This is a genomic window from Paenibacillus dauci, assembly GCF_000971985.1.
Classification (GTDB): Bacteria; Bacillota; Bacilli; order Paenibacillales; family Paenibacillaceae; genus Saccharibacillus; species Saccharibacillus dauci.
In genome coordinates, this window is record NZ_LAQQ01000005.1 from 17621 (window position 1) to 39732 (window position 22112).

Genomic DNA, 22112 nt, shown 5'->3' on the forward strand with positions numbered 1-22112 from the left:
GTGAGCAAATAGATATAGGAGAAACGTTATTTTAATAATCCTTTTTGTTGCAAGTAGGTACGTGCGACTTCGGCGGCAGGTTTGCCTTCGACATTGACCTGGTAATTCATCTGGCGCATCTCATCATCTGTGATTTGGCCGGATAGCTGGTTCAGGGCTTCGGTCACTTCAGGATACTCTGCCGACGTATCTGCGCGCATCAGCGGAGCTCCCTGATAAGGCGGGAACAGTCCTTTGTCGTCTTCCAGTACACGCAGCTTATACTGGGCAAGCTCACTGTCTGTGGAATACGCATCGATCAGCTGGATATCTCCCGACTGAACTGCACTATAGCGCAGTTTCGGTTCCATGGTAGTCAAATTATCAAATTTGAACCCGTAAAGCTTCGCCAGACCGACATATCCATCGTTACGATCGGCAAATTCGCGGGTGAATCCGACTTTGATCTGGGATGCTACTTTACGGAGATCAGAGATCGTCTTGAGATTATGCTGCTCGGCATACGCTTCCGGTACAGCAAGTGCATAGGTATTGTTATACTTCATTGGCGGCAGCATCTGCATAGCAAATTGCTGCTGCATTCCTTTTTGCGCTTGTTCATAGACCTGTGCACTGTCCGTACTGACAGCATCTTCATGCAGGAACTCCGAGATGGCAGTACCCGTAAATTCCGGATAAATGTCTACATCGCCGCCTTTTAACGCATTAAACAGGAAAGATGTCTTGCCAAGACCAGGCTTCAGCTCGACCGTCAGATTTGTATTCTGCTCGATCAATTCCTGATACATATTGATCAGAATCTCGGGTTCCGCACCCAATTTGCCGGCAATCACCAGATCTTTTTGGGATTGATTGAACAGCGGTACAATAGTAAATCCGAGAATAATGACGACAGCAGCTGACATCAGCCAGATCGAACGGCGGAATGAGGTCTTCTCAATAATCCGCAGCAGCAGATCGAATACAATTGCCAGGAGTGCCGCGGGCACAGCTCCCAGTATGATCAATGCTGTATCATTCCGATCAATTCCCAGCAAAATAATATCACCTAATCCGCCCGCCCCGATCAGTGCAGCCAGCGTAGTTGTCCCGATAATAAGCACCATTGCTGTACGAATACCTGCCATAATAACCGGCATTGCCAATGGCAGCTCGACTTTGAACAGTCGGCGGCTGCGAGTCATCCCCATCGCATCAGCCGCTTCAAGCAAAGAAGGATCGACTTTGCGAATACCGGTATACGTATTGCGCAGTATCGGCAGCAGCGCATAGATCACGATAGCCACAACAGCTGGCACAGTACCAATGCCCAGCAGCGGAATCAGAAGTCCCAGCAGGGCAAGAGATGGAATCGTCTGCAGTACAGCAGCTACACCCAGCACGCCTTCGGATATTTTCAGATGACGGGCTATAAAAATACCCAATGGAATAGCAATAATCAGCGCAATCAGTAGCGAGGTAAACGAAATTACCAGATGCTCGGTGAGTGCCTGCCAGAGCTGATCCTGACGTTCTTGAAATACATTCATAATATTATTCATAGTGGTCTCTCATTTCCGGAAGTCGGGTATGCCGGCATACTGTTCTGGCGCACCGACTGAAAAAACTGTTCCACAAAAGAATTGGCAGGATGCTGCAACAGCTGCTCAGGTGTATCAATCTGTACAATAGCCCCTCCATCCATTACGGCAATCCGGTCTCCCAGCTTGATCGCTTCCTGAATATCATGGGTAACAAATACAATTGTCTTGCGAATTGTCTGCTGCAGTTCGAGCAGGTCATTTTGCAGACGTTCCCGCGCGATTGGATCCAGTGCACTGAACGGTTCATCCATCAGAATAACTGGTGGATCTGCTGCTAGTGCACGGATTACGCCGATCCGCTGCTGCTGTCCACCAGACAACTCATCCGGACGGCGACTACGGAAAACGGCCGGGTCCATGCCTACCATATGCAGTAGCTCATCGATACGCTTGGACGTTTTTTCCCTTTCCCAGTGCAGCAGCTCAGGCGTTACGGCAATATTTTCTTCAACCGTCATATGGGGAAATAATGCAATCTGCTGAAGAACATAGCCAATTTGTTGACGAAGCTTATGTACTTGAATCGTGTTGTGGTCGGTTCCATTTACATAAATACTGCCTTGGGTCGGTTCAATTAGCCGGTTAATCATTTTAAGAGTGGTCGTCTTGCCGCATCCACTAGGTCCAACGAGCACAAAAAATTCACCTTTTTCAATATGAAGATCCAGCGGCTGCACAGCTGTCGTACCATCTTCATATCGCTTGGATACCTGCTCAAAAGTAATCATTCATCAACCTCCTGAATCGTTGTTATCTGCTACTTTGCTATTACCCAACCTGCAAGTGACTTACCCAGTGAAGGATAAAGTAGAAATGATAGATGTATTGCGTACAATTCAACTCCAGATAATTTGTAAATTTAATGAATTTAATACCTTTTATTGTAATTATATGGGATTAAATGTTAATATAGAACTGGTTGTAAATATAACATAAAGGAGACATAATTATGAAAATTCGAAACATCGCAGTATTGTCCGCTCTGTCACTAGCTGTCACACTCACTGCAGCACCTACTGGTTTCGCTAGTTCTGTATCACCTGATGTTACAGTAAACAACCCAGCCGTCTCTTCACAGGATTCTATTTCGATCAATGCAGTGTCGGGTCCATATCCAGTTGGCGGTAATGCGGTTGTTGTACCTATGCGTGGAGAACTTGCCGTTACTGTCAGTCCTGCCCGCTATGCTACGTTCAATCTTAAAGTAACTGATCTCAACACTGGCAGTGTCGTTGCTAACCAAGCCTATAGCGGTAGCAGCCCATATACATTCCGTGTCAGCAATAACAGTCTGGTAGGAAATTATTCTGTTAGTGTAACTTCGAGTACAGGTGGTAGTAACGGTACATTCACCTTAAGTTATTTATAATTTGCCAAACTGATTTTTTAATTCAATCCTTTTAAAAGTTAAAGAGTCCACTTCTTCTGAATACTCAGATAGAAGTGGACTCTTTTTACTATTTGTTACTATATTATTAATTTTCCAATGCTGCTCTAAGATCCTCGATCAGATCTTCCACATCTTCGATACCGATCGATATGCGTACCAGTCCAGGGGTTATTCCCAGCTCGGCGCGGCGTTCTTCCGGAATCGAAGCATGGGTCATGCGCGCCGGTACAGAAATCAGACTCTCTACAGCACCCAGACTCTCTGCCAGTGTAAAGTAATGCAATTTGCTAAGGAGCAATTCGGCTGCTTCATTACTGCCTACATCAAAGGAAATGATACCGCCATAACCTTCGGTTTGGCGCGAAGCCAGCTCATGCTGAGGATGCTGCTCCAACCCAGGATAATGTACTTTATTTACTTTTTCATGCTGCACCAGGAACTTCACAATTTCCCGGGCATTGCGTTCAATTGCTTCCATCCGCAGACCTAATGTTTTGATACCTCGAATCAGCAGCCAGGAATCTTGTGGACCAAGAATAGCTCCTACTGCATTTTGGATAAAATGCAGCTCGTCTGCCAGCTTGGCACTGTTTACGACAGCAAGACCAGCGACCAGATCGCTGTGTCCGCCAAGATACTTGGTCGCTGAATGCAGTACAATATCCGCACCCAGTGTCAATGGATTTTGCCAATACGGCGTTGCAAAGGTATTATCTACAATGACCAGCAATTCATGTTCATGAGCAATATCTGCCATTGCGCGAATATCGGTTACTTTGAGTAGTGGATTGGTCGGTGTCTCAATATAGATAGCGCGTGTATTCGGCTGGATGGCTGCCCGTACTGCTTCGGCATCCGTAGTATCCACAAACGTCGATTCCAGACCCAGACGGCTTAGTACCTTGGTGAAAATACGGTAGGTACCACCATATACATCATCGGTGAGCAGCACATGATCTCCGCTGTTGAACAGAGTGAATACCGCATGAATCGCTGCCATTCCTGACCCAAAAGCAAAACCGCGTTCGCCTTCTTCCAGATCTTTGATTAGCTCTTCTAGGGCATAACGAGTGGGATTACCGGTACGTGAATATTCATAGCCCTGATGAACACCGATACTTTCCTGCTTGTAGGTGCTGACCTGATACACAGGTACGCTTACCGCACCAGTATGGGGATCGCCGGGAATACCGCCGTGGATTAATTTTGTTTTGCGTTTCATAAGATCAAATACCTCCTTCGTAAATGTGCTTACTCAGATAACGTTCACTGCTGTCCGGGAAAATGGTAACGATATGCGCTCCGTCAGGAGCATGCTCTGCTTCGAGCAATGCTGCATGCAGTGCCGAACCGGCAGAACTTCCAATTAACAGCCCTTCCAATCGGGCCAGTTCGCTCACCCGGTTGAATGCATCCTCATCACTGATCGTGTGAATCGCATTAAAATACGATTTGTCGATAAAGTCGGGAATCATCTCCATACCGATCCCTTCCGTTTTGTGCGAACCTGAAGGACCACCGTTCAGGATAGAACCTTCCGGCTCTACGATAACGGTTTTGAGCTCTGGATTTTGTTCTTTCAAATAGCGGGAAGTTCCCATAAAGGTACCCCCAGACCCTGCACCTGCTACGAATATATCCACTTTACCGTTAAGATCTCGCCATATCTCGGGTCCCATTGTTTCGTAGTAAGCTTGCGGATTGGCGGGATTGCTGAATTGTCCAGGACAGTAGGCATCCGGAATCTGCTGTTCCAGTTCTTTGGCTTTTTCTATTGCTCCACGCATTCCAAGGGATGTCGGCGTATGCACAATTTCTGCACCCAGAGCTTTCATCAAGATTTGCTTCTCGATACTGAACTTCTCGGGTACCGCAAAAACAACACGAATCCCTTCATGAATAGCTGCCATTGCAAGACCGATTCCTGCATTGCCTGCTGTTGCTTCGACCAGCGTACCGCCGCGTCTCAGCTTGCCGCTTTCCAAAGCTTCTTTGACAAGTGCCCGTCCTACCCGGTCTTTGACACTGCCACCCGGATTCATAAATTCAAGTTTGGCGAATAACCGAATACCGCGAGTCAGAGAATACGCATTAATCTCTACGAGCGGCGTGTTGCCAATCAGCTCCATTGTATTATTGTATAAAGTCATATTCAGGCTCCTGCTCCTCTTTTAGACCAGTGGTCAATAAATTAAAAAAGTAATGGTATCTATGATGTATATGCCTATGCAGTCCATACTTATAACTATATCCTATTAAACTCATAGGAATTGTATATAAACGATAATTTGAGTATACTGCCGTTTATCAAAAGCGTCAAAGGGTTTCTTTGCTTTTTGAATTAAGAACGAGAACAGACCAATAATAGCATTCCATTAAGATAAAATCCTGGCAACAGTAGAGAATATTCTATTGTAGAAATCCACTGGAATATACAGCTTTTTTTATTTTATTCTGTACACTTTGAACGTTATACACGCAAATATCCCGCTGAACATTAGCTCAGCGGGATATGGGGTTCTATACTATTTCTGCATTGAATTCCGGGAAAAATCCGATATCAGATCAGTAATAGATACCTTGCTTGAATAGATTTAAAACAACTATTCCGTATATTGAATTATCGTTTCATGCGGTTGATCGCATCTTTGCCATCCTGAATCATATCTTTACCGCGCTCTTTAAGAGACTCATCGTGTGTATTATCTACACGACCTGTAGTACCTGCTGCACCAGTTGTACCTGTTACGCCTGTTGTTCCAGCAGTAGTACGTGTTGTCTGGTCACCACTTACAATCGGCTGACCCGTCTGGTTGATGCGAGCTTCTTCACGTTTTACAGTATCCTGTACTTGCTCTGTGTCCTGAACAGTGCGTTTGTGAACTTCCACTTCGCCAGTTACAACGTTGTGCTTGTCTACATGCACCTGCTCTTCACTTACAGGAATACGGATTTGCTCGCTTTGGCCTACTGGCTCATTCGTTACTTCATTATTAATTGCTCGGCGTTCAATCACAACTTCCTCGTGATTAACCGGAACATTGATTGTTTTTTGCTCTTCTACTACTTCTTTACGGATTTCTACTTCGCCTGTACGAACTTCATTTTTGCTTACATCCAGGCGTTCTTCGCGAAGACGCAGATTCTGCTCGTCTTCACCGGAATCGAACACGCCGTCCATATTAGCTGCTGTTGCAGCAGTAGCGGATGTTCCTGGCGCACCGTTTACAGTAGTAGAGGCTGTTGTATCTGCAGCTCTGTTATCCGGAATCGTTGTATCGTTATCATAGTAACGACTGTTGGTTGCATTGTTGGCACGGAAGATATCATAGATGCGGGAGCGGTTGCCTGCTGCGCTGTCTACCATAACCAGAATGTTACCTTCATTTACGTTAGTTTCGTATTCACGAGCTTCATCTTCTGGAATACCCAGACCAATCAGACCGCCTACCAGACCACCTGCACCTGCACCCGCTGCTGCACCTGCCAATGTTACGGCGATTGGACCAGCTGCCATGATCGGTCCGAATACTGGAATAGCTGCAAGACCCAGACCAGCGAGCAATCCGGCTACACCGCCGACCACGCCGCCTGTAGCTGCTCCAGTAGCCAGACCCTCAGGAGCCTTTGTACCTGTTTCCTCACTTATATGTTTAACGTCTTTACGATTTTTGCTGACTACGGAGATATCATCTGTAGAGAAGCCTGCATCTTTCAACTGCTGGATCGCATTACTTGCTTCACTCTCATTTGAAAAGACACCTACGATTTTACGAGTCTCATTGTTCAGGTCCATATTACGGTTGTTTTCATTGTTTTGGTTGTTCAACATAAATTTCATCCTCCTTGGTAGTAGATAAATAGTTGTTCTGGATTCTTACATGTTACGTTCAACCTGTTCTATTTTTAACCAGCTGATATAAATCTAAACAGGTTAAGTTTTCCAATTCCATTTTTGTGATAATTTTCAGTCAAACAGGTTTGCAGCATGATTGGCGCGGAATACACGGTATATCTCTTCTGTGCGCCCTGTTGCTTCAGCGACCAGAACGAGGATGTTACCTTCCTCCAATTGATCATTGTAGTGGTTGGCTTCCTCTTCCGAAATTCCATATCCTATTAATGCACCAATCAATCCACCAGCCCCTGCACCGAATAAAGCACCAGTGAACATACCGACAATCGGACCGGCTGCCAGGATAGGACCTACACCAGGAATAGCGAATGTACCGATCCCTGCCACCATACCTGCAAGTCCGCCAAAAATAGTCGTCTCGGACATACTGGATTCTTTTTCATATTCAATATCGACACCGGTCTCTCGCTCAATCGCTTTGGCGTCTTCCGGATTTTTGGACAGTACAGAGATATCTCTTTCTTCAAATCCCGCAGCTTTCAATTCACGGATCGTCTGGACTGCCTGTGGTTCATTCCTGAAGACGCCCACGATTTTTTCCATCACTTTATTATGATAGTCACTCATCAGGCTCACCTTCATTCGATTTATTGTCTCCACTCTCTATTAGACGCAAAACAGGGTCCGCTAAACGGACATCCTCAAATCCTTCACCGATATGTCATTGTTATCCCTACCAGAATGCTATTAGAAAGGGACTTCTATTCATTTTTAATTTTTTAAAATATAAAGTAGATCCTTTTATAATTCCTTCCTTTTAGCTAACATGTGTAAACGCATACAACTAACATGTTCTTTGTATTATCTAAAAATCCTCATTATGTAAGGGTTTTCATTATTAAGATGGGCTATACTGAACGAATAGAATAAGCTTGATATGACATCATATTTCACATATTGCCAGACAGGGATGGCTTCGTATGTTTCTAATGGACTATCTGGCGGTCTCGATGCAAGTCTGCGTATTTTTGGTGCTCTTTCATACGCACAGAGCTATTGCACATTCTACATATTTACGATTGCTTAACCGTTTTTTACACTGGGGACATCTCAATCAACGTATAAACCTAATTCTTATGCACTGCATTCCTGTTCATGCTTTTTAATCCAGAAAGGAGGAATAGAATGCCAAAACCCATGGCAGATACCGTTAAGATCGATGGAGTCTCCAATTCGTCGGCACGCAGCAGCCGACACAGTCTACGAAAAAGAATCTCGCGTAACTGGGAGCTTTACCTGCTGATTGCTCCAGCCTTCCTCTACTTCCTTATTTTTCATTATGGACCGATGTACGGCATTCAGATTGCTTTCAAAAACTTTATGCCTGCCCGAGGTATTACAGAGAGTCCGTGGGTAGGATTCGATCATTTTATCCGTTTTTTTAACTCTTATTATTTCTGGGATCTGATTCGTAATACACTGACGATTTCCCTTTACCAACTGATCGTAGGTTTCCCGCTGCCCATTCTGTTGGCGCTGGCTTTTAACGAGATCAAAAATGGATGGTTCAAACGAACAGTTCAGACCGTAACTTATGCTCCCCATTTCATCTCGGTTGTTGTCATGGCCGGTATTATCGTCACATTCCTGTCTCCGTCTACCGGTATCATTATCAATATTATTGAATGGCTTGGCTTTACAGCGCCTAACTTTTTGACCGACCCGGCATGGTTTAAGACGATGTATGTATTATCCGGCGTATGGCAAAGTACAGGCTGGGGAACAATTATTTACCTGGCTGCCTTGTCCGCGGTTGATCCACAGCTGCATGAAGCTGCAATAATGGATGGAGCGAGCCGCTGGCGCAGGATTATCCATATTAATATTCCAACGATTATTCCGACGATTACCATTTTGCTGATCCTCAATGTGGGCAGCATTCTCGGTGTCGGTTTCGAGAAAATATTACTGCTGCAAAATCCGCTGAATATGAGCTCATCCGATGTTATTGACACTTTTGTGTATCGAACAGGTTTACTGAATGTACAATACAGCTTCTCTACCGCAGTGGGTTTATTCAACTCGGTGATTAATGCTATTCTGCTGATCGCTGTCAATCAGATCGCACGGAAAACAAGTGAAAACAGCCTCTGGTAATGATGAGGCATTGATGTCCGAATAAAGGAGGCATTTCACCATGGCTGCTGTTATCAAGGAAAGCAAAGCAGACCGCATTTTCCTGCTATTCACGTATCTGTTTCTGGCTATTGCTCTACTCTGTGTATTGTATCCATTGGTATACATTGTCAGCGCATCGATCAGTTCACCTACCTATGTCAATTCCGGTGAAATGTGGCTGCTGCCCAAAGGCATTACTTTTGAAGGATACCAGCGTGTATTCGAGAACCAGGCCATCTGGCGCGGTTATGCCAATACGATTCTATACACGGTAGTAGGTACGCTGGTGAATCTGCTCGTTACGATCCCGGCAGCATATGCACTCAGTCGTTCCGATTTCGTAGGACGCGGATTCTTTATGGGGATGTTTCTGGTTACGATGTTCTTTGGCGGCGGTCTGATTCCGACTTACCTGCTGGTCAAAGAACTGGGATTAATCAATTCGATGTGGGCGCTTATTCTGCCGGGAGCTGCTTCGGTATGGAATATCATCGTTGCGCGGACTTTTTTCCAGTCTACGCTTCCCAAGGAACTGCAGGAAGCAGCACATATCGATGGCTGTACCAATCTGCGGTTGTTCTGGAAAATTGTTATTCCACTCTCCTCTCCAATTATCGCCGTTATGGCTTTGTTCTACGGAGTAGGTCACTGGAACAGCTATTTCAATGCACTGGTCTACCTGAATGATGAAGCCAAATATCCTCTGCAAATGGTACTGCGGCAGATTCTCGTTCTGCAGGAAATGAACAGCAGTGGAATTGGTACCGCTACCAGCGGCGAAACGGCAATGGCGATGAATGCCCGGGCCGACGTAGCTGCTCTGCTGAAGTATGCTGTTATCATTATCTCCACACTGCCGATTATTGCCATCTATCCGTTTTTGCAGCGTTATTTTGTACAAGGCGTCATGATTGGTTCTGTCAAAGGCTGATTGCTTCTAATCTGCAAGACTAGATATATTCTATCTACAAATTCAAAGGAGGATTATTATGACTCATTCCACATCTTCTCGTTCCCAAGCGTCAAAGTCTGGAGTGACCCGCTTCAGAGCACCCAAAGCAGCGGCGCTGGTATTGTCATTTGTACTCGGGGCTTCGCTGCTGGCAGGCTGTTCGGACTCTGCCGAACCCAAGGCAGGCAGTCAGGAATCCGCAGCCAAGGTGAATAAAGAAGGCTTCCCGATTGTCAAAGAAAAAGTAACGCTCCGAATGATGGGACCTGATGTAGGAGTACAAAAGTGGGCAAACATGCCTGCTTTTCAGGAAATGGAAAAAAAGAGCGGCATCTCTTTCCAGTTCGATAATCCTCCACTTGAAAGTTTTGAGACCAAAAAGAATCTGACATTTGCCAGTGGTGAATATCCCGATATTTTCTACGCGTCTTCCTTAACACAAGCAGATGAAGTCAACTATGGAAGCCAGGGTATTCTGCTGCCGCTGGAAGGCCTGATTGACAATTATGCACCCAACCTGAAGAAAATCCTGGACGAAAACCCGGAAATCCGCAAATCGATCACGACACCGGATGGTCATATTTATTCCCTGCCGGTAATCAATCAGCAGAGTATCTGGTATCGCAGCCCGATGTGGTATAACGGCGAGTTCCTGGATGCACTGAAAATCGATCACAACAAACTTCCAAAAACGACGGAAGAGCTGTATGACCTGCTGGTTCGCTTCCGTGATGAAGATCCAAACGGTAATGGCAAAAAAGACGAAATTCCGTTAGTTTCGGTCAAATTGGACGATATCCGTTCATGGTTGCTGGGCGCATGGGGAATCTATGGCGAAGATATCTATAACGATGCCAACGGTAAAGTACACTTTGCCCGTACGGAAGACGGTTATCGTGAATTCCTGACGTATATGAACCGTCTGTGGAAAGAAAATCTGCTGGATCACGAGACATTCTCCCAGACTCCCGAACAGAAAAAAGCCAAAGGCGCCAATAATCAGGTCGGATTGTTCCAGGACTGGCATGCCTACTTTACCCATGGCGGGGAACCAACAACCAATGATCCAATGTTCGTCCCTGTGAAGAGCGATAGTGTAGACAAACCGGCAGTTGCTATTCATCCAGGATTATCTACAGGTTCATTTGCTATTACCGAAAGCAATCCGGCACCGGAAGCCTCGATCCGCTGGGTAGATTATATGTACAGTTATGAAGGAGCCATGCTGTTTGACAAAGGACCGGAAGGTCTGATGTATAAAACAGTAAATGCCGAAGATCATACCAAAAAGTGGCTGCCTCTTCCCGACAAATTCAATAGCCGCGAAGATTATCGCGGTACACTTACACCGAACTATGGTACGCCTGCTCCTACCCTACTGAGTCCCGATCTGCAAAAAGGACTAAAAGAAGAATTCGATGTATGGGTAGATAAGCAAAATGAAGAGAAAATTCTGGCATACGATCCACAGCCTCCATTCCCGATTCTGTATCTGACACCGGAAGAACAGGCCGAGATCTCCAGTCTGCGCTCTGATATGGATACGTATGTACAGCAGATGGAAGCAAAGTTTGTTACCGGTCAGGAACCTCTGAGCGGCTGGGACAACTATCTGGCTACCGTCAAGCAAATGGGCAGTGATCGCATGATCGAGATTTACCAGACAGCATACGATCGCTGGAAATCAAGCTAAACCTACTCTTTTGATTTACCACTTCGCTTTATTTCATTATTATCTAGCACGGATATTAAATATTACATCCAAAATGGCAATATTATAGTGCAGCATACTACTCTCACAATACGATCAAATAAACCGCCCTGATGATACCAGGGCGGTTTATTTATTGTCTATTTGTGTATCCCATCAAAATGTAAACGTATTCATATATAGTTGGATCAGGAAATGGAATCCGCACGGTCGATGCTACTATCTTCTTCAGAATGAAGTTTGCGATACTGTCCTGGCGTACATCCCATTTCTTTTTTGAATTTGCGAATAAAGTTGGCGGTATCCAGATATCCGACACGCACAATAATATCCTTGAGCGGATCAGCGGTATGGGTAATCTGACGAATAACCTCATCTCGGCGCAGCTGCCAGATATACTGGGAGAATGTCTGTCCGGTCTTCTCCTTGAATGTACGACTAAGGTACGAACTGGAGATTGAGAATTGCTGTGCCAGTCCTTCCAGACTAAGTGCATAATCGCAATAATGTTCATTTACATAAATGACGACCTGATCCATCATGGAGACCTGTTCCGTCTCCTGCTTGTGCTCGGCACACTCACAGATCCGCACCGCCAGCTGCTGCAGACGATGTTCCAGCTCCTCTGCGGTATCAAAGCCCGATAATTGCGGCATATCACGCAGACTGTTCAGCAGACCAGCTTCCGAAGCTGCACGCAGCACCGTATTCAGCAAATCGAATAATATACAGCGCATCAGAGGCAATGCCAGCGAACGATCATGCACATTTGCAGTAATACTATGGATCATATGCGAAGCGACTTGTATATTGCCCTGCTTCAGACTCTGGGTCAGCTTGAGCAGCGATTCCGGACTGATCCAGTACTGCTCACTGTCACTGCTGCCTGTCTCTTCATGCAGCTGACAGAAGTACGTTACACTCGCCTGCTCGCTGATTACCCGGTACTCCATTGCTGTCGCAGCCTCAATAAAGGACTGATTGATCTCGGTCAGCTGAGCATAGCTTGTACCGACACCTACAGTCGGCATCGCATGATAATGATCATATACGATTCTGCGCACTGCTTCGACAATGTCAGTCATCCGTGCATTACCATCTTGAACATCTCCAGGCTTCCAGCACACAGCCAGCGCCAACCGGTTGCTTGATGAGTACTCTACGCCATAGACATGTGCCTGCAGCTCATCCAATTCTACTTCAGCCAGAATCTCGGGTAGGCTTGGATACGGACTGAGCATCTCATCCAGCAGCTCTACATTGGGATGCTGCTCCGACGAATGGGATACGGTATCGTTCACAAGCGAATCTCCCGAGATAATCATGACAAAGTAATGCTGCCCATCTGCGCGCAGACCCAGCGTATCAATCAGCCGCAGTGTCTCCGTATCCTCGGGCTGTCCGTGTTTCATCAGCATGAGCAGGCATTGATGGCGTACATACGGCTCCTGCAAATCCATTCGATCCCGGTAATCATGCAGCGTCTGCCGAATCCAGGCCCATTCGTTATGCGAAGCCGATACCAATGGCTGAATAGATGAATCTTTGTCATTGGATTGGGCAAATTCCACCAGGTCACGCAGCGGACCATACTGACGTCTCGCCAGCAATAGTGCCACCGGTATACCTGCCAGAGCAATCATCGCAAATATCAGCACAATCAGTGTCTGTACATGGAAAATCCGGCTGAAGAACTGATCGCTCGGCATCGTTGTAATATAAGTCCAGCCATTCTCCTCCGAATGTACGGCAACTACAGACTGCTGCTTACCATTCAATTCCATATTATGAATACCCGGTGTAAGACCCGCCAGTGTACCCAGCTCATCGGCATGAACAGCCTGATCATGATTGTTGGATGTCAGCACCTGACCATGATTATCAAAAATATAACTATTTCCTTTGAAATCGCTCAGAATAGAATCCATCATCCCCGTCAGCCGGGATTCATCAATCAAATAAACGACCGTTGCATAAGGATACGCATCCGTCGGCTTGATCGGCACCATATGTACCAGCATCGAAGAAGGACGCGAATTCACGTTGACCTGCTCGGCAGGACGCGTCATCGGATAACGAATTTTGTTCAGATCGCGCTGGATAGCGTCTGTACTCCAGCCATCGAATTTATACGTTTTGTCAAAGACAACATTCAGATTACTTAGCCCCTGTGAAGAGTAAATGACCGAATCATCATGAAAATACAAAAACAGATCATCAATAATCGAGCTGTTCGCCCGGTAACGATCCAGTGTCTTGATCGCTTCGCTGCTGTAATACGGATGTTTGACCATATAAGGGGTCAGATTATTATCATAGCTCATACGAATAGCAATATCGCGCAGCTCTGTCATTCGTCCATCAATCGTTGAGCGTACATGATTCAACTGATTAACATTTGATTGCTCAATTTCACTGCGCAGGCTGTTAACTGCACTATGGTAAATCAGCACCGTAATTATAATGAGGGGAATCCAAAAGATTAACAGGTAGGAAACTACATAACTTCGCAGTAAACGTGAGCCTTTATGTTTTAATTTCATCCGTCTCCTCCTCGGCTGCACCAGCCTTATACACATGTCGCTCTGGACATGAGTGAATGATGAAACTCGTTACAACGCAGAAATGGCGGAATAGAAAATAATAAAGTGATCCCTGATTTACAAAATATCGACATACCCGGCAGGAATACATCAATTGTAGCTTATTTTCGCTATCTGAAAAGGCTTAACTTCATATTTATGACAAATATAGTTCTTTTTGATCACCTTTGCTTTACATCGTGTTTACATCCCCCGAAATAAGTATGGGTTCCTTTTTCTCCCATATCTGCTATACTGAATGGGAAATCCCGAATAGAAAGGATGATGAATTATGGTGACTTATCAATTTTTTCGCAGCCACAAGCCGTATATGACCAACTTCAAATCGGGAGTAGTGAGCGGATAACAGATCATGAGCTCCCGTATACTAAAGGAGCTAACTTACATTGAATTTAAAAGATTATGGATATAATGATTTTTTTGCTGCACAATTCGCAGCATCGAAGCTGCCCGAACAGCTTATTCCTGGCCGTGTCACGGCTGTATTCAAACATGTGATGCGCGTCGTCTCGGCTGACGGTGAACATTTAGCCAAGACCAAGTCTTCCTCATTCCGAGATGCCATGCGTACCGACTGGCCGGCGATCGGCGACTTTGTCGCGCTGGAGAGTCATCCGTCAGATACTTCCCTTATCCATGCTGTCCTGGAACGCAAAAGTATCTTTCTGCGCGATGATCCTGACCCGGACATGCCGCCTCAGGTCGTCGCTGCCAATTTTGATTACTGCTTTCTCGTTAATTCAGCCAATGACGACTTCAATATTAATCGTCTGGAGCGCTATCTGACCGTCGCCTGGAATAGCGGCGCCACTCCGGTGATTGTACTGACCAAAGCCGATTTGTCCGACAAGCTGTCCTACTATATGGATCAGCTGAATGCCGCAGCCTTTGGGGTTCCGGTATTTGCGGTAGACAGTATCAGTGGTACCGGACTGGATGAACTACGCAGCTTGCTCTCACCGGGAGAGACGATTGTGCTGCTCGGTTCATCCGGTGTCGGCAAGTCTTCTCTTGTGAATGCACTAGCTGGTGAAGAGCGTATGAAGACCAGCGGAATTCGTGAAGATGATGCACGCGGCAGACATACTACGACCCACCGGGAGATGCATCTGCTGCCAAGCGGGATTATTGTGATTGATACACCGGGCATGCGAGCACTCGGAATTGGTAATGCTGCAGCAGGTCTGGAAGAGACGTTCCAGGATATTGAAGAGATCGCTCAGCATTGCCGATTCGGGGACTGTTCTCATCATAATGAACCTGACTGCGCTGTACAGGATGCTCTCGAAAATGGAACGCTTGCCCGCAAGCATTATGCCAATTGGGAAAAGCTTCGTAAAGAGCTGGCTTATAATGAACGTAAAAACAATATCCTGCTGATGCGTCAAGATAAGCAGCAATGGAAAGCAATCAGTAAGCAGCATCGTGCCAAACCAAAGAAAAAAGTATAATCTCTGCCGCAGTTGGTATTAAGATGGCTAGGGCACTTATAAAATCAACAATTCCAAAAATAAACAACTCCAAAATAAATAACTAAAAAGCCGCTGACTCTTTCAACCCGGTCAGCGGCTTTTTATAATGAAATCCATATTACATGGTTATGCATTTACAGGTAATGTGTAAGCAGCATTTTTTACTGTTACATTTACTTTGTATTTTTACATGGCAGATTCTATGAACTCCTTGCTCACTATTACAAAATCACAACTTCCGGCTCCGGTACAAAACCAAACCGGTTGTTGATCGAATCCTGCACCATCTGGATCAGATACAGAATATCCGAGGCTGTGGCTCCGCCGGTATTCTGTATGAAGTTGCCGTGATATGGCGAGATGCGTGCCTGTCCATGGATCGTGCCACGCAGACCGAGCTGATCAACCAGCTTACCAGTGGGCTGACCAAAGTCATAATTATTTTTGAAGACCGATCCACAGCAGGCATAATCAAAATGCCGCTTGCCTCCACGATCTTCGATCACGATTCCGAACATGTCCGGAACCTCGTACCCCTGTTCCTCCAGACGTGGAATCCAGTTTCGGTAATACTGGAAATACTGCGGCAGACTGGAAGACGCCGTGCTCGCTGTTACCATCTCACGCATAATCGCTTCCCAGGCAGGCTGATCCGGAAGCATATACTCCCCAATATTCAGATCTGCGCCTACAATAATCCATGGATTCTGCTGGAAAATGGATTGCTTGTAAGCATAGTTACACTCGGCAACTCCAATGGTCTGCAGACCGCGCTCCGGATGCTGCGCATCGATGTAATATACTTTATCCAGCAAATCACTGATCTCATGGTTAAAATATTTGGCATTCATATAAATACCTGCGCCCATTGTGCCTGGCAGCAGGTACGTAAACTCCATGCCCTGTATTCCCGTATAGACTCCGATCAGCGCCAGCCAGGTCATCGGCACACCTGCCGAGACGAATAGCTTGCCTTCGGAGAATTTCAATTCTACATGTTTTTTCATCGATAGGAAAAGGGTATCGTCCTGCGGCTGATCCGGAAACAGAATATTCGACCCCATGCCGAACCATTTTACATCCAGCCCTTTATGCTGACTGCCTTCCAGCAGAGCGATAATCTCTTCGGTGGTCGCAGGCTCAGCCAGATGTCTGGCTGTCCCTCCAATTTCATAAGTTGAATATGGAGCCAGACTTGCATTCATGCTGCATAACTTATCAAAATGTAATGTATTCAAATTCATCGTAACTCCTCTGCTTGCGCTGGCATTCATTAATTGACATCTTATCTATTATAGATAGCATTTACTGAAAACCCAAGCATAAAAAAATAATATTTTTCTCATTTTCGCCATCTTTTTATACATATTCATTGACTAAGGATGTGAAGAGGCGTAAAATTTTAAATTGCGATAATTTTAATAAGATAATAGGTGATGAATATGTCCAACGATCCTTACCGGATTTTACTGTTTTATAAATTTGTCAATATTGATGATGCCGAGACACTAACTGCTGAACATTTAAAATACTGCAAAGATCTCGGGATCAAAGGCCGCATTCTGATTGCTCCGGAAGGTATTAACGGTACACTCTCCGGTACATGGGAGCAGACCGAACAGTACATGAACGATCTGCGTGCAGATGCCCGTTTTGCCGATATGGTCTTCAAAATTGATGAATCCGAAGGTCATGCCTTCAAGAAAATGTTTGTACGCCACAAAAAGGAACTAGTCACTTTCCGCCTCGAAGACGATGTCAATCCGAATGAACTAACCGGCAAGCATCTCTCGCCCAAAGAATTCTACGAGCAGCTGCAGCAGGAAGATGTTATTGTTATCGACGGACGCAATGACTACGAGTACGATATCGGTCATTTCCGCGGTGCCATTCGTCCGGGTGTTGAATCTTCCCGTGAATTCCCGGAATGGATTCGCGAGAACCTGAGCGAGTACAAGGACAAAAAGATCCTCACGTACTGCACAGGTGGTGTACGCTGTGAGAAGCTGTCCGGCTTCCTGATGAAAGAAGGCTTTAATGATGTGGCTCAATTGGATGGCGGTATCGTCACTTACAGCAAAGACCCTGAAGTACAGGGCCGTCTGTTTGATGGCAAATGCTATGTATTTGATGAGCGCATCTCGGTACCGATCAACCATACCGAGGAAGACGTAATCGTAGGCAAGTGCTATCACTGTGAAGAGCCAACCGACCATTATATCAACTGTCCGGTCTGCAATCTGCAGCATATCGTCTGCGATAGCTGTGAAGACGAACATGAGCACTTCTGCTCCGATGCCTGCCGTGAACAGGTACAGACAGCGACTGCTCAGTAATCAGGTGATATTCCTGATTGATAGATGATCCTAAGGAACAAGCTGTAAACAATAACGAATAAGCACGCATATCAAAGAGGAACAAGCTCCCTGCTAACAGGTGGAGTTTGTTCCTCTTTTTGCATACTATTTCTGTTCATAAGCTGTCATCAGTACCTCATAGGAATATCCGCACCTTGATGCAGCTGCTCTTCCTGATATTCTCGATAAGCAGCTGCCAGATGGGAGATGCCTTCTACCAGGCGCTCTTCCGTACAATAACTGAAGCATAGTCGCAGATGATTGTGTCCGCTATGATCATGATAAAAGTGACTTCCGGCTACATAACTTACTCCGTGCTGCTCCGCGATAGGCTGCATTTCTGCTGTATTTACGGTGTCTGGAAAAGTCAGCCACAAGAAAAATCCGCCCTCTGGCAGTGCAAAGCTCACCTGATCTCCCAGCTCCGAGCGGATGGCTGCCACCATACTGTCGCGCTGACTCCGGTAATGCCGAATCAACTGCTCACGATGCTGTTCAAAATCAAGCTGATCCAGCAGATGAGCGACAATCTCCTGGGTAAACACGGCTGTACTGCTGCCCAGCATCAGAATGCGCAGCCTCGATACCAGCAGAGGATGGGCAATCATCCAGCCCAACCGAATACCGGGAGCAATAATCTTGGAAAAGGTATTCAAATAAATCGTACGCTCCGGTGCCAACTCATACAGGGTAGTATAGGTCTGCCCGGTAAAATTCAGTTCGGCATACGCATCATCTTCCACAATATAAAAGTTGTATTTACGAGCAAGATCCGCCAGCTGCTGTCTTCGGAGAAGCGATAGCGTCACTCCGCCAGGGTTATGGTAGACAGGCATTGTATAGAACAGCTTCGGTAATGCTCTTCCTTCACGAACAGCTCCGATCAATGCTTGCTCCAGCTTGTCTACCTGCACCCCGTCTCCATCTATGGGGAAAGCCTGGATCGAAGCTCCGCACAGGCGAAATGCCTGCAGAGCACTGAAAAAAGTCGGAGCTTCTACCCATACCTCGTCCCCTGGTTCCAGCAACAGCTGTGCGGCCAATGCTATTCCCTGCGTAGCACCGTTGGTGACCAGTATTTGCGCTGTCCCGGCTTGAATACCATGAGAAGCGGCCCGGCGCTGAATCCAGTCCAATATATAACGAGGCCCCGGTGCTCCCGAATACTGCAGAGCACGCGTTCCATCTTGACGAATCGCCTGCAGGGCAGACTGCTCCAATACCTCCAGTGGAAATAAAGAGTCTGCTGCAAAACCAAATGATAAATGGATATGATCCGGCTGGCTTACCGTCGTACTGCCAATAGACGGCGCTGCCGGAATACGACTGGATAAACGGGACAGATCCGGCACCTGTTGAACTGTATTCATATCGGAACCTCCTTTAGATAGACCTATCTGTAGGCATGCTGTCTCTATCATCGTTGATTTACCAGAGCTACCTTTTTCAATGATGACGGATACAGCACCTCTTTACGAATCAGACAGTTCTTTACACGGGTGAGTATCTGCTTACTTGCTGCCATCTCTTCTGCTCGTTGCGAAATGTTGTGCTCATAATAATGCTATTTTGCCGGAATCGCTGTACTAGCTGTCTCATGCCACTGCTGCATTGCAGACTGTGCGGTCTCAGCCAGTAAAGCAGCGGTATGACCGAGCGCCTCTTCATCCACGTCAAAAGCGGGATGATGCCATTCCTGCGGACCCGAGGTACCCACAAACAGGAATACACCCGCAACCTGCTGTTGATAAAAGGAAAAATCTTCGCTTGCCGGTGATACGGTTGGCACAATAACATTCAGACCCAGCTGACGGGCAGAACGGCGGGCAGCCTCTGTCCACTCTTTGTCATTATGAACAGGCGGTGGTCCGGCGAGCATCTGTATATCCGCTTTGGCTCCATAAGCTGCTGCTATATGCTCAATAATACGGCTAAACCGCTCCAGAACTTCGCGACGTACCGATTCGTCAAAAGTACGAATCGTGCCTTCCAGCTCTGCCTGCTCGGGAATGACATTCCAGGTATGACCACTGTGCAACCGGGTTACACTAACCACTGCACTCTCCTGGGCGCTGATATTCCGGCTGATGATTGACTGCAGTGCAGTAATAATATGAGCAGAGACTACAATTGGATCTATTCCCGCCTCCGGTACTGCCGCATGTGTCGATTGACCATGGATACGAATACGGAATCCATCTGCTGCTGCCATTAACGGACCGTCTTTGATACCGATGGTGCCCACCGGCAGATCGGGCTTGTTATGCAGTCCATAGATGACCTGCACATCTTCCAGCCCTCTATTATCGATAATCTGACGCGCTCCCTTGGCTTTTTCTTCTGCAGGTTGAAAAATAAGTCTTACTCTGCCGGGCAATATGTCTTCCTTCTTTTTGAGCAAATAGGCGGCACCAAGCAGAGCAGCACTGTGAAAGTCATGCCCGCAGGCATGCATCTTCCCTGCAATCGTAGATGCATATGGCAGATCGGTCTGCTCCTGTACCGGTAGTGCATCAATGTCTGCCCGCAGGGCAATCACCGGGCCGGAATGACCAATTTCAGCGATAATACCGGTAGCCAGGCCGGCAGCAGGCAGAATCCGAATCTCTGCCGCTTCCAGCTGTTCACGAATATAACGGGTAGTCTCCCACTCTTCACCGGATAATTCCGGATAACGATGCAGATGGCGGCGTATGGCTACCAGCTGTTCCTGTAGTGCTGTGACTGAATCCATCAGTTGCCTCCTTTGTTTTAGTCTGGCTTTCTTTGTCTATTCTCGAATCAAGCACTGTGCCAATCATTCACGGCAAACAACGGCATTATATGCTATTCATCTATTATTTATATGCATTCTATTATCCTAATGCCCTGTTAGGGGTTATAAATGGTGCTGCTGAACAGATGAACCACTCAGAACGGCGGCAGCTTCGGGACTATCATATTCATACTGTACAAATGCCTCCTGCAGCAGTTCAAAAGAACGAATACGTTTGGCAAAATCACGGATCACCGTATGCACAATAAATTCCTGGACACCATAACGCAGACGAATATCTGCGAGCTGCTTATAGACCGATGACGGTGAGCCTTTTACTACTTTGGCTTCTTTGACTTCGATTCGGTATTTTTCCAGGGACTGTCTGCCAAACTCTTCAGCCTGTTCGATGGTGGCAACCGTCAGTACACGGCCGCTCTCCAGATGAATTTTGACAGACAGATTTTCACCCGCCAGCTGGTCAGCTTCCTGCTCGGTCTCTGCAGTAATAACAGATAATGCCAGAATAGCATGAGGCTCTCGCAGTTCTTCAGAAGGAATAAAGTTCTCCCGATAACTATGCAGTGCCTGCAGAGCAACCTGTTCATCACTATTGATAAATAGGGAAAATACATAAGGCAGACCCAGACGTGCGGCCAGCTGTGCGCTATCCGGACTCGCTCCAAGCGCGAACAGATCGGCGGGCTGCTGCGGACGCGGGCTCGCCTGAATACCGGCTAGCGGATGATCAACAGGCACACGATGATACAAATACTGGCGCAGTTCCTGTAATTTCACATCAAGCGGAGGTTGCAAGGCAGCCGCTTCACCCTGCAAAGCCCGTGTAGATCTGGGCAGACCGCCTGGTGCACGTCCAATCCCGAGTTCGACGCGGCCTGGAGCGAGTGCCGCCAGAACATTGAAGTTCTCGGCTACTTTGTAGGGACTATAATGCTGAAGCATTACGCCTCCCGAACCAAGCTTGATTTTTTGGGTATGTGCCATCAAATACGATATCAGCACTTCCGGTGAAGAACCGGATACATTCGAAGAATCATGATGCTCCGACACCCAGAATCGGCGATAACCGAGCCTTTCTGCCAGTTGTGCCAGCTCTACTGTTCGCTGAAATGAAATTTCTGCACCTTCCTGTTCATATGTGGGCGTCTGATCCAATATTCCGACAGGTATCATCCCATGACCTCCTTTATTTTTATCCCTGTATGTGTTGTTGCATGCAGATATGTCTATGTCC

Annotated in this window: 16 protein-coding genes and 1 pseudogene; 6 read left to right on the plus strand and 11 right to left on the minus strand. The window is 46.4% G+C overall.

Annotation, left to right across the window (positions count from 1 at the left end; genetic code table 11):
• Positions 1–26: 26 nt before the first annotated feature.
• Both WH46_RS17885 and WH46_RS17890 read right to left on the minus strand, forming a co-directional pair.
• A complete protein-coding gene (locus WH46_RS17885; protein WP_046227798.1) occupies positions 27–1541 on the minus strand; it encodes an ABC transporter permease/substrate-binding protein in 1515 nt (504 codons plus the stop codon).
• A 41-nt stretch (positions 1542–1582) separates the two neighbouring features.
• Positions 1583–2311 (minus strand): annotated as a pseudogene (locus WH46_RS17890) (ABC transporter ATP-binding protein); the annotation flags it as partial.
• 221 nt (positions 2312–2532) lie between these two features.
• Here WH46_RS17890 and WH46_RS17895 point away from each other — a divergent pair.
• The gene (locus WH46_RS17895; RefSeq protein ID WP_017812110.1) at positions 2533–2952 is read left to right on the plus strand and encodes a hypothetical protein; all 420 of its coding nucleotides are present in this window, start codon (positions 2533–2535) and stop codon (positions 2950–2952) included.
• A gap of 106 nt (positions 2953–3058) precedes the next feature.
• On the opposite strand, the gene WH46_RS17900 is transcribed toward WH46_RS17895, so the two are convergent.
• The 4 genes from WH46_RS17900 to WH46_RS17915 form a co-directional block, all read right to left on the minus strand.
• Positions 3059–4195 (minus strand): bifunctional cystathionine gamma-lyase/homocysteine desulfhydrase, encoded by a 1137-nt coding sequence (locus tag WH46_RS17900; protein ID WP_017812109.1) that lies wholly within the window; start codon positions 4193–4195, stop codon positions 3059–3061.
• A 4-nt stretch (positions 4196–4199) separates the two neighbouring features.
• Positions 4200–5123 carry a PLP-dependent cysteine synthase family protein gene (locus WH46_RS17905; protein ID WP_017812108.1) on the minus strand — a complete coding sequence of 308 codons (924 nt, stop codon included), beginning with the start codon at positions 5121–5123 and terminating at the stop codon, positions 4200–4202.
• 470 nt (positions 5124–5593) lie between these two features.
• Positions 5594–6805 (minus strand): YsnF/AvaK domain-containing protein, encoded by a 1212-nt coding sequence (locus WH46_RS23690; protein ID WP_017812107.1) that lies wholly within the window; start codon positions 6803–6805, stop codon positions 5594–5596.
• Between the two features lie 135 nt (positions 6806–6940).
• Positions 6941–7456 (minus strand): general stress protein, encoded by a 516-nt coding sequence (locus WH46_RS17915; RefSeq protein WP_046228087.1) that lies wholly within the window; start codon positions 7454–7456, stop codon positions 6941–6943.
• 558 nt (positions 7457–8014) lie between these two features.
• Between WH46_RS17915 and WH46_RS17920 the strand changes: the two genes are divergently transcribed.
• From WH46_RS17920 to WH46_RS17930, 3 genes are read left to right on the plus strand one after another with little or no spacing between them, the layout of a single operon-like run.
• Positions 8015–8986 carry an ABC transporter permease gene (locus tag WH46_RS17920; RefSeq protein ID WP_017812105.1) on the plus strand — a complete coding sequence of 324 codons (972 nt, stop codon included), beginning with the start codon at positions 8015–8017 and terminating at the stop codon, positions 8984–8986.
• A 40-nt stretch (positions 8987–9026) separates the two neighbouring features.
• Positions 9027–9938, plus strand: coding sequence for a carbohydrate ABC transporter permease (locus WH46_RS17925; RefSeq protein ID WP_017812104.1), 912 nt, complete (start codon positions 9027–9029; stop codon positions 9936–9938).
• A 58-nt stretch (positions 9939–9996) separates the two neighbouring features.
• Complete coding sequence (locus WH46_RS17930) at positions 9997–11652, plus strand: type 2 periplasmic-binding domain-containing protein (RefSeq protein ID WP_017812103.1); 1656 nt, start codon at positions 9997–9999, stop codon at positions 11650–11652.
• Positions 11653–11858: 206 nt separating this feature from the next.
• On the opposite strand, the gene WH46_RS17935 is transcribed toward WH46_RS17930, so the two are convergent.
• The gene (locus tag WH46_RS17935; RefSeq protein WP_046227800.1) at positions 11859–14213 is read right to left on the minus strand and encodes an AraC family transcriptional regulator; all 2355 of its coding nucleotides are present in this window, start codon (positions 14211–14213) and stop codon (positions 11859–11861) included.
• A 446-nt stretch (positions 14214–14659) separates the two neighbouring features.
• On the opposite strand from WH46_RS17935, the gene rsgA reads away from it, so the two are divergent.
• Entirely contained in the window at positions 14660–15724 is a 1065-nt protein-coding gene (rsgA, locus tag WH46_RS17940) for a ribosome small subunit-dependent GTPase A (RefSeq protein WP_046227801.1), read from the plus strand.
• A 242-nt stretch (positions 15725–15966) separates the two neighbouring features.
• Here the strand turns inward: rsgA and WH46_RS17945 are convergent, their stop codons facing one another.
• A complete protein-coding gene (locus tag WH46_RS17945; protein ID WP_046227802.1) occupies positions 15967–16989 on the minus strand; it encodes a UDP-N-acetylmuramate dehydrogenase in 1023 nt (340 codons plus the stop codon).
• A 198-nt stretch (positions 16990–17187) separates the two neighbouring features.
• Here WH46_RS17945 and trhO point away from each other — a divergent pair, with 198 nt between their 5' ends.
• The gene (gene trhO / locus WH46_RS17950; protein ID WP_046227803.1) at positions 17188–18081 is read left to right on the plus strand and encodes an oxygen-dependent tRNA uridine(34) hydroxylase TrhO; all 894 of its coding nucleotides are present in this window, start codon (positions 17188–17190) and stop codon (positions 18079–18081) included.
• A gap of 149 nt (positions 18082–18230) precedes the next feature.
• On the opposite strand, the gene WH46_RS17955 is transcribed toward trhO, so the two are convergent.
• The 3 genes from WH46_RS17955 to WH46_RS17965 form a co-directional block, all read right to left on the minus strand.
• A complete protein-coding gene (locus WH46_RS17955) occupies positions 18231–19472 on the minus strand; it encodes an aminotransferase-like domain-containing protein (protein ID WP_046227804.1) in 1242 nt (413 codons plus the stop codon).
• Positions 19473–19666: 194 nt separating this feature from the next.
• Positions 19667–20836 (minus strand): amidohydrolase, encoded by a 1170-nt coding sequence (locus WH46_RS17960; RefSeq protein ID WP_046227805.1) that lies wholly within the window; start codon positions 20834–20836, stop codon positions 19667–19669.
• A 144-nt stretch (positions 20837–20980) separates the two neighbouring features.
• Complete coding sequence (locus WH46_RS17965; protein WP_046227806.1) at positions 20981–22051, minus strand: LLM class flavin-dependent oxidoreductase; 1071 nt, start codon at positions 22049–22051, stop codon at positions 20981–20983.
• Between the last annotated feature and the right edge of the window lie 61 nt (positions 22052–22112).

What these genes read in the sequence shown, in the direction of transcription:
- WH46_RS17885 (WP_046227798.1), bottom strand. Translation starts at nt 1,541, where the DNA reads ATGAATAATATTATGAATGTATTTCAAGAACGTCAGGATCAGCTCTGG.
- WH46_RS17895 (WP_017812110.1), top strand. Translation starts at nt 2,533, where the DNA reads ATGAAAATTCGAAACATCGCAGTATTGTCCGCTCTGTCACTAGCTGTC.
- WH46_RS17900 (WP_017812109.1), bottom strand. Translation starts at nt 4,195, where the DNA reads ATGAAACGCAAAACAAAATTAATCCACGGCGGTATTCCCGGCGATCCC.
- WH46_RS17905 (WP_017812108.1), bottom strand. Translation starts at nt 5,123, where the DNA reads ATGACTTTATACAATAATACAATGGAGCTGATTGGCAACACGCCGCTC.
- WH46_RS23690 (WP_017812107.1), bottom strand. Translation starts at nt 6,805, where the DNA reads ATGTTGAACAACCAAAACAATGAAAACAACCGTAATATGGACCTGAAC.
- WH46_RS17915 (WP_046228087.1), bottom strand. Translation starts at nt 7,456, where the DNA reads ATGAGTGACTATCATAATAAAGTGATGGAAAAAATCGTGGGCGTCTTC.
- WH46_RS17920 (WP_017812105.1), top strand. Translation starts at nt 8,015, where the DNA reads ATGCCAAAACCCATGGCAGATACCGTTAAGATCGATGGAGTCTCCAAT.
- WH46_RS17925 (WP_017812104.1), top strand. Translation starts at nt 9,027, where the DNA reads ATGGCTGCTGTTATCAAGGAAAGCAAAGCAGACCGCATTTTCCTGCTA.
- WH46_RS17930 (WP_017812103.1), top strand. Translation starts at nt 9,997, where the DNA reads ATGACTCATTCCACATCTTCTCGTTCCCAAGCGTCAAAGTCTGGAGTG.
- WH46_RS17935 (WP_046227800.1), bottom strand. Translation starts at nt 14,213, where the DNA reads ATGAAATTAAAACATAAAGGCTCACGTTTACTGCGAAGTTATGTAGTT.
- WH46_RS17945 (WP_046227802.1), bottom strand. Translation starts at nt 16,989, where the DNA reads ATGAATTTGAATACATTACATTTTGATAAGTTATGCAGCATGAATGCA.
- trhO (WP_046227803.1), top strand. Translation starts at nt 17,188, where the DNA reads ATGTCCAACGATCCTTACCGGATTTTACTGTTTTATAAATTTGTCAAT.
- WH46_RS17955 (WP_046227804.1), bottom strand. Translation starts at nt 19,472, where the DNA reads ATGAATACAGTTCAACAGGTGCCGGATCTGTCCCGTTTATCCAGTCGT.
- WH46_RS17960 (WP_046227805.1), bottom strand. Translation starts at nt 20,836, where the DNA reads ATGGATTCAGTCACAGCACTACAGGAACAGCTGGTAGCCATACGCCGC.
- WH46_RS17965 (WP_046227806.1), bottom strand. Translation starts at nt 22,051, where the DNA reads ATGATACCTGTCGGAATATTGGATCAGACGCCCACATATGAACAGGAA.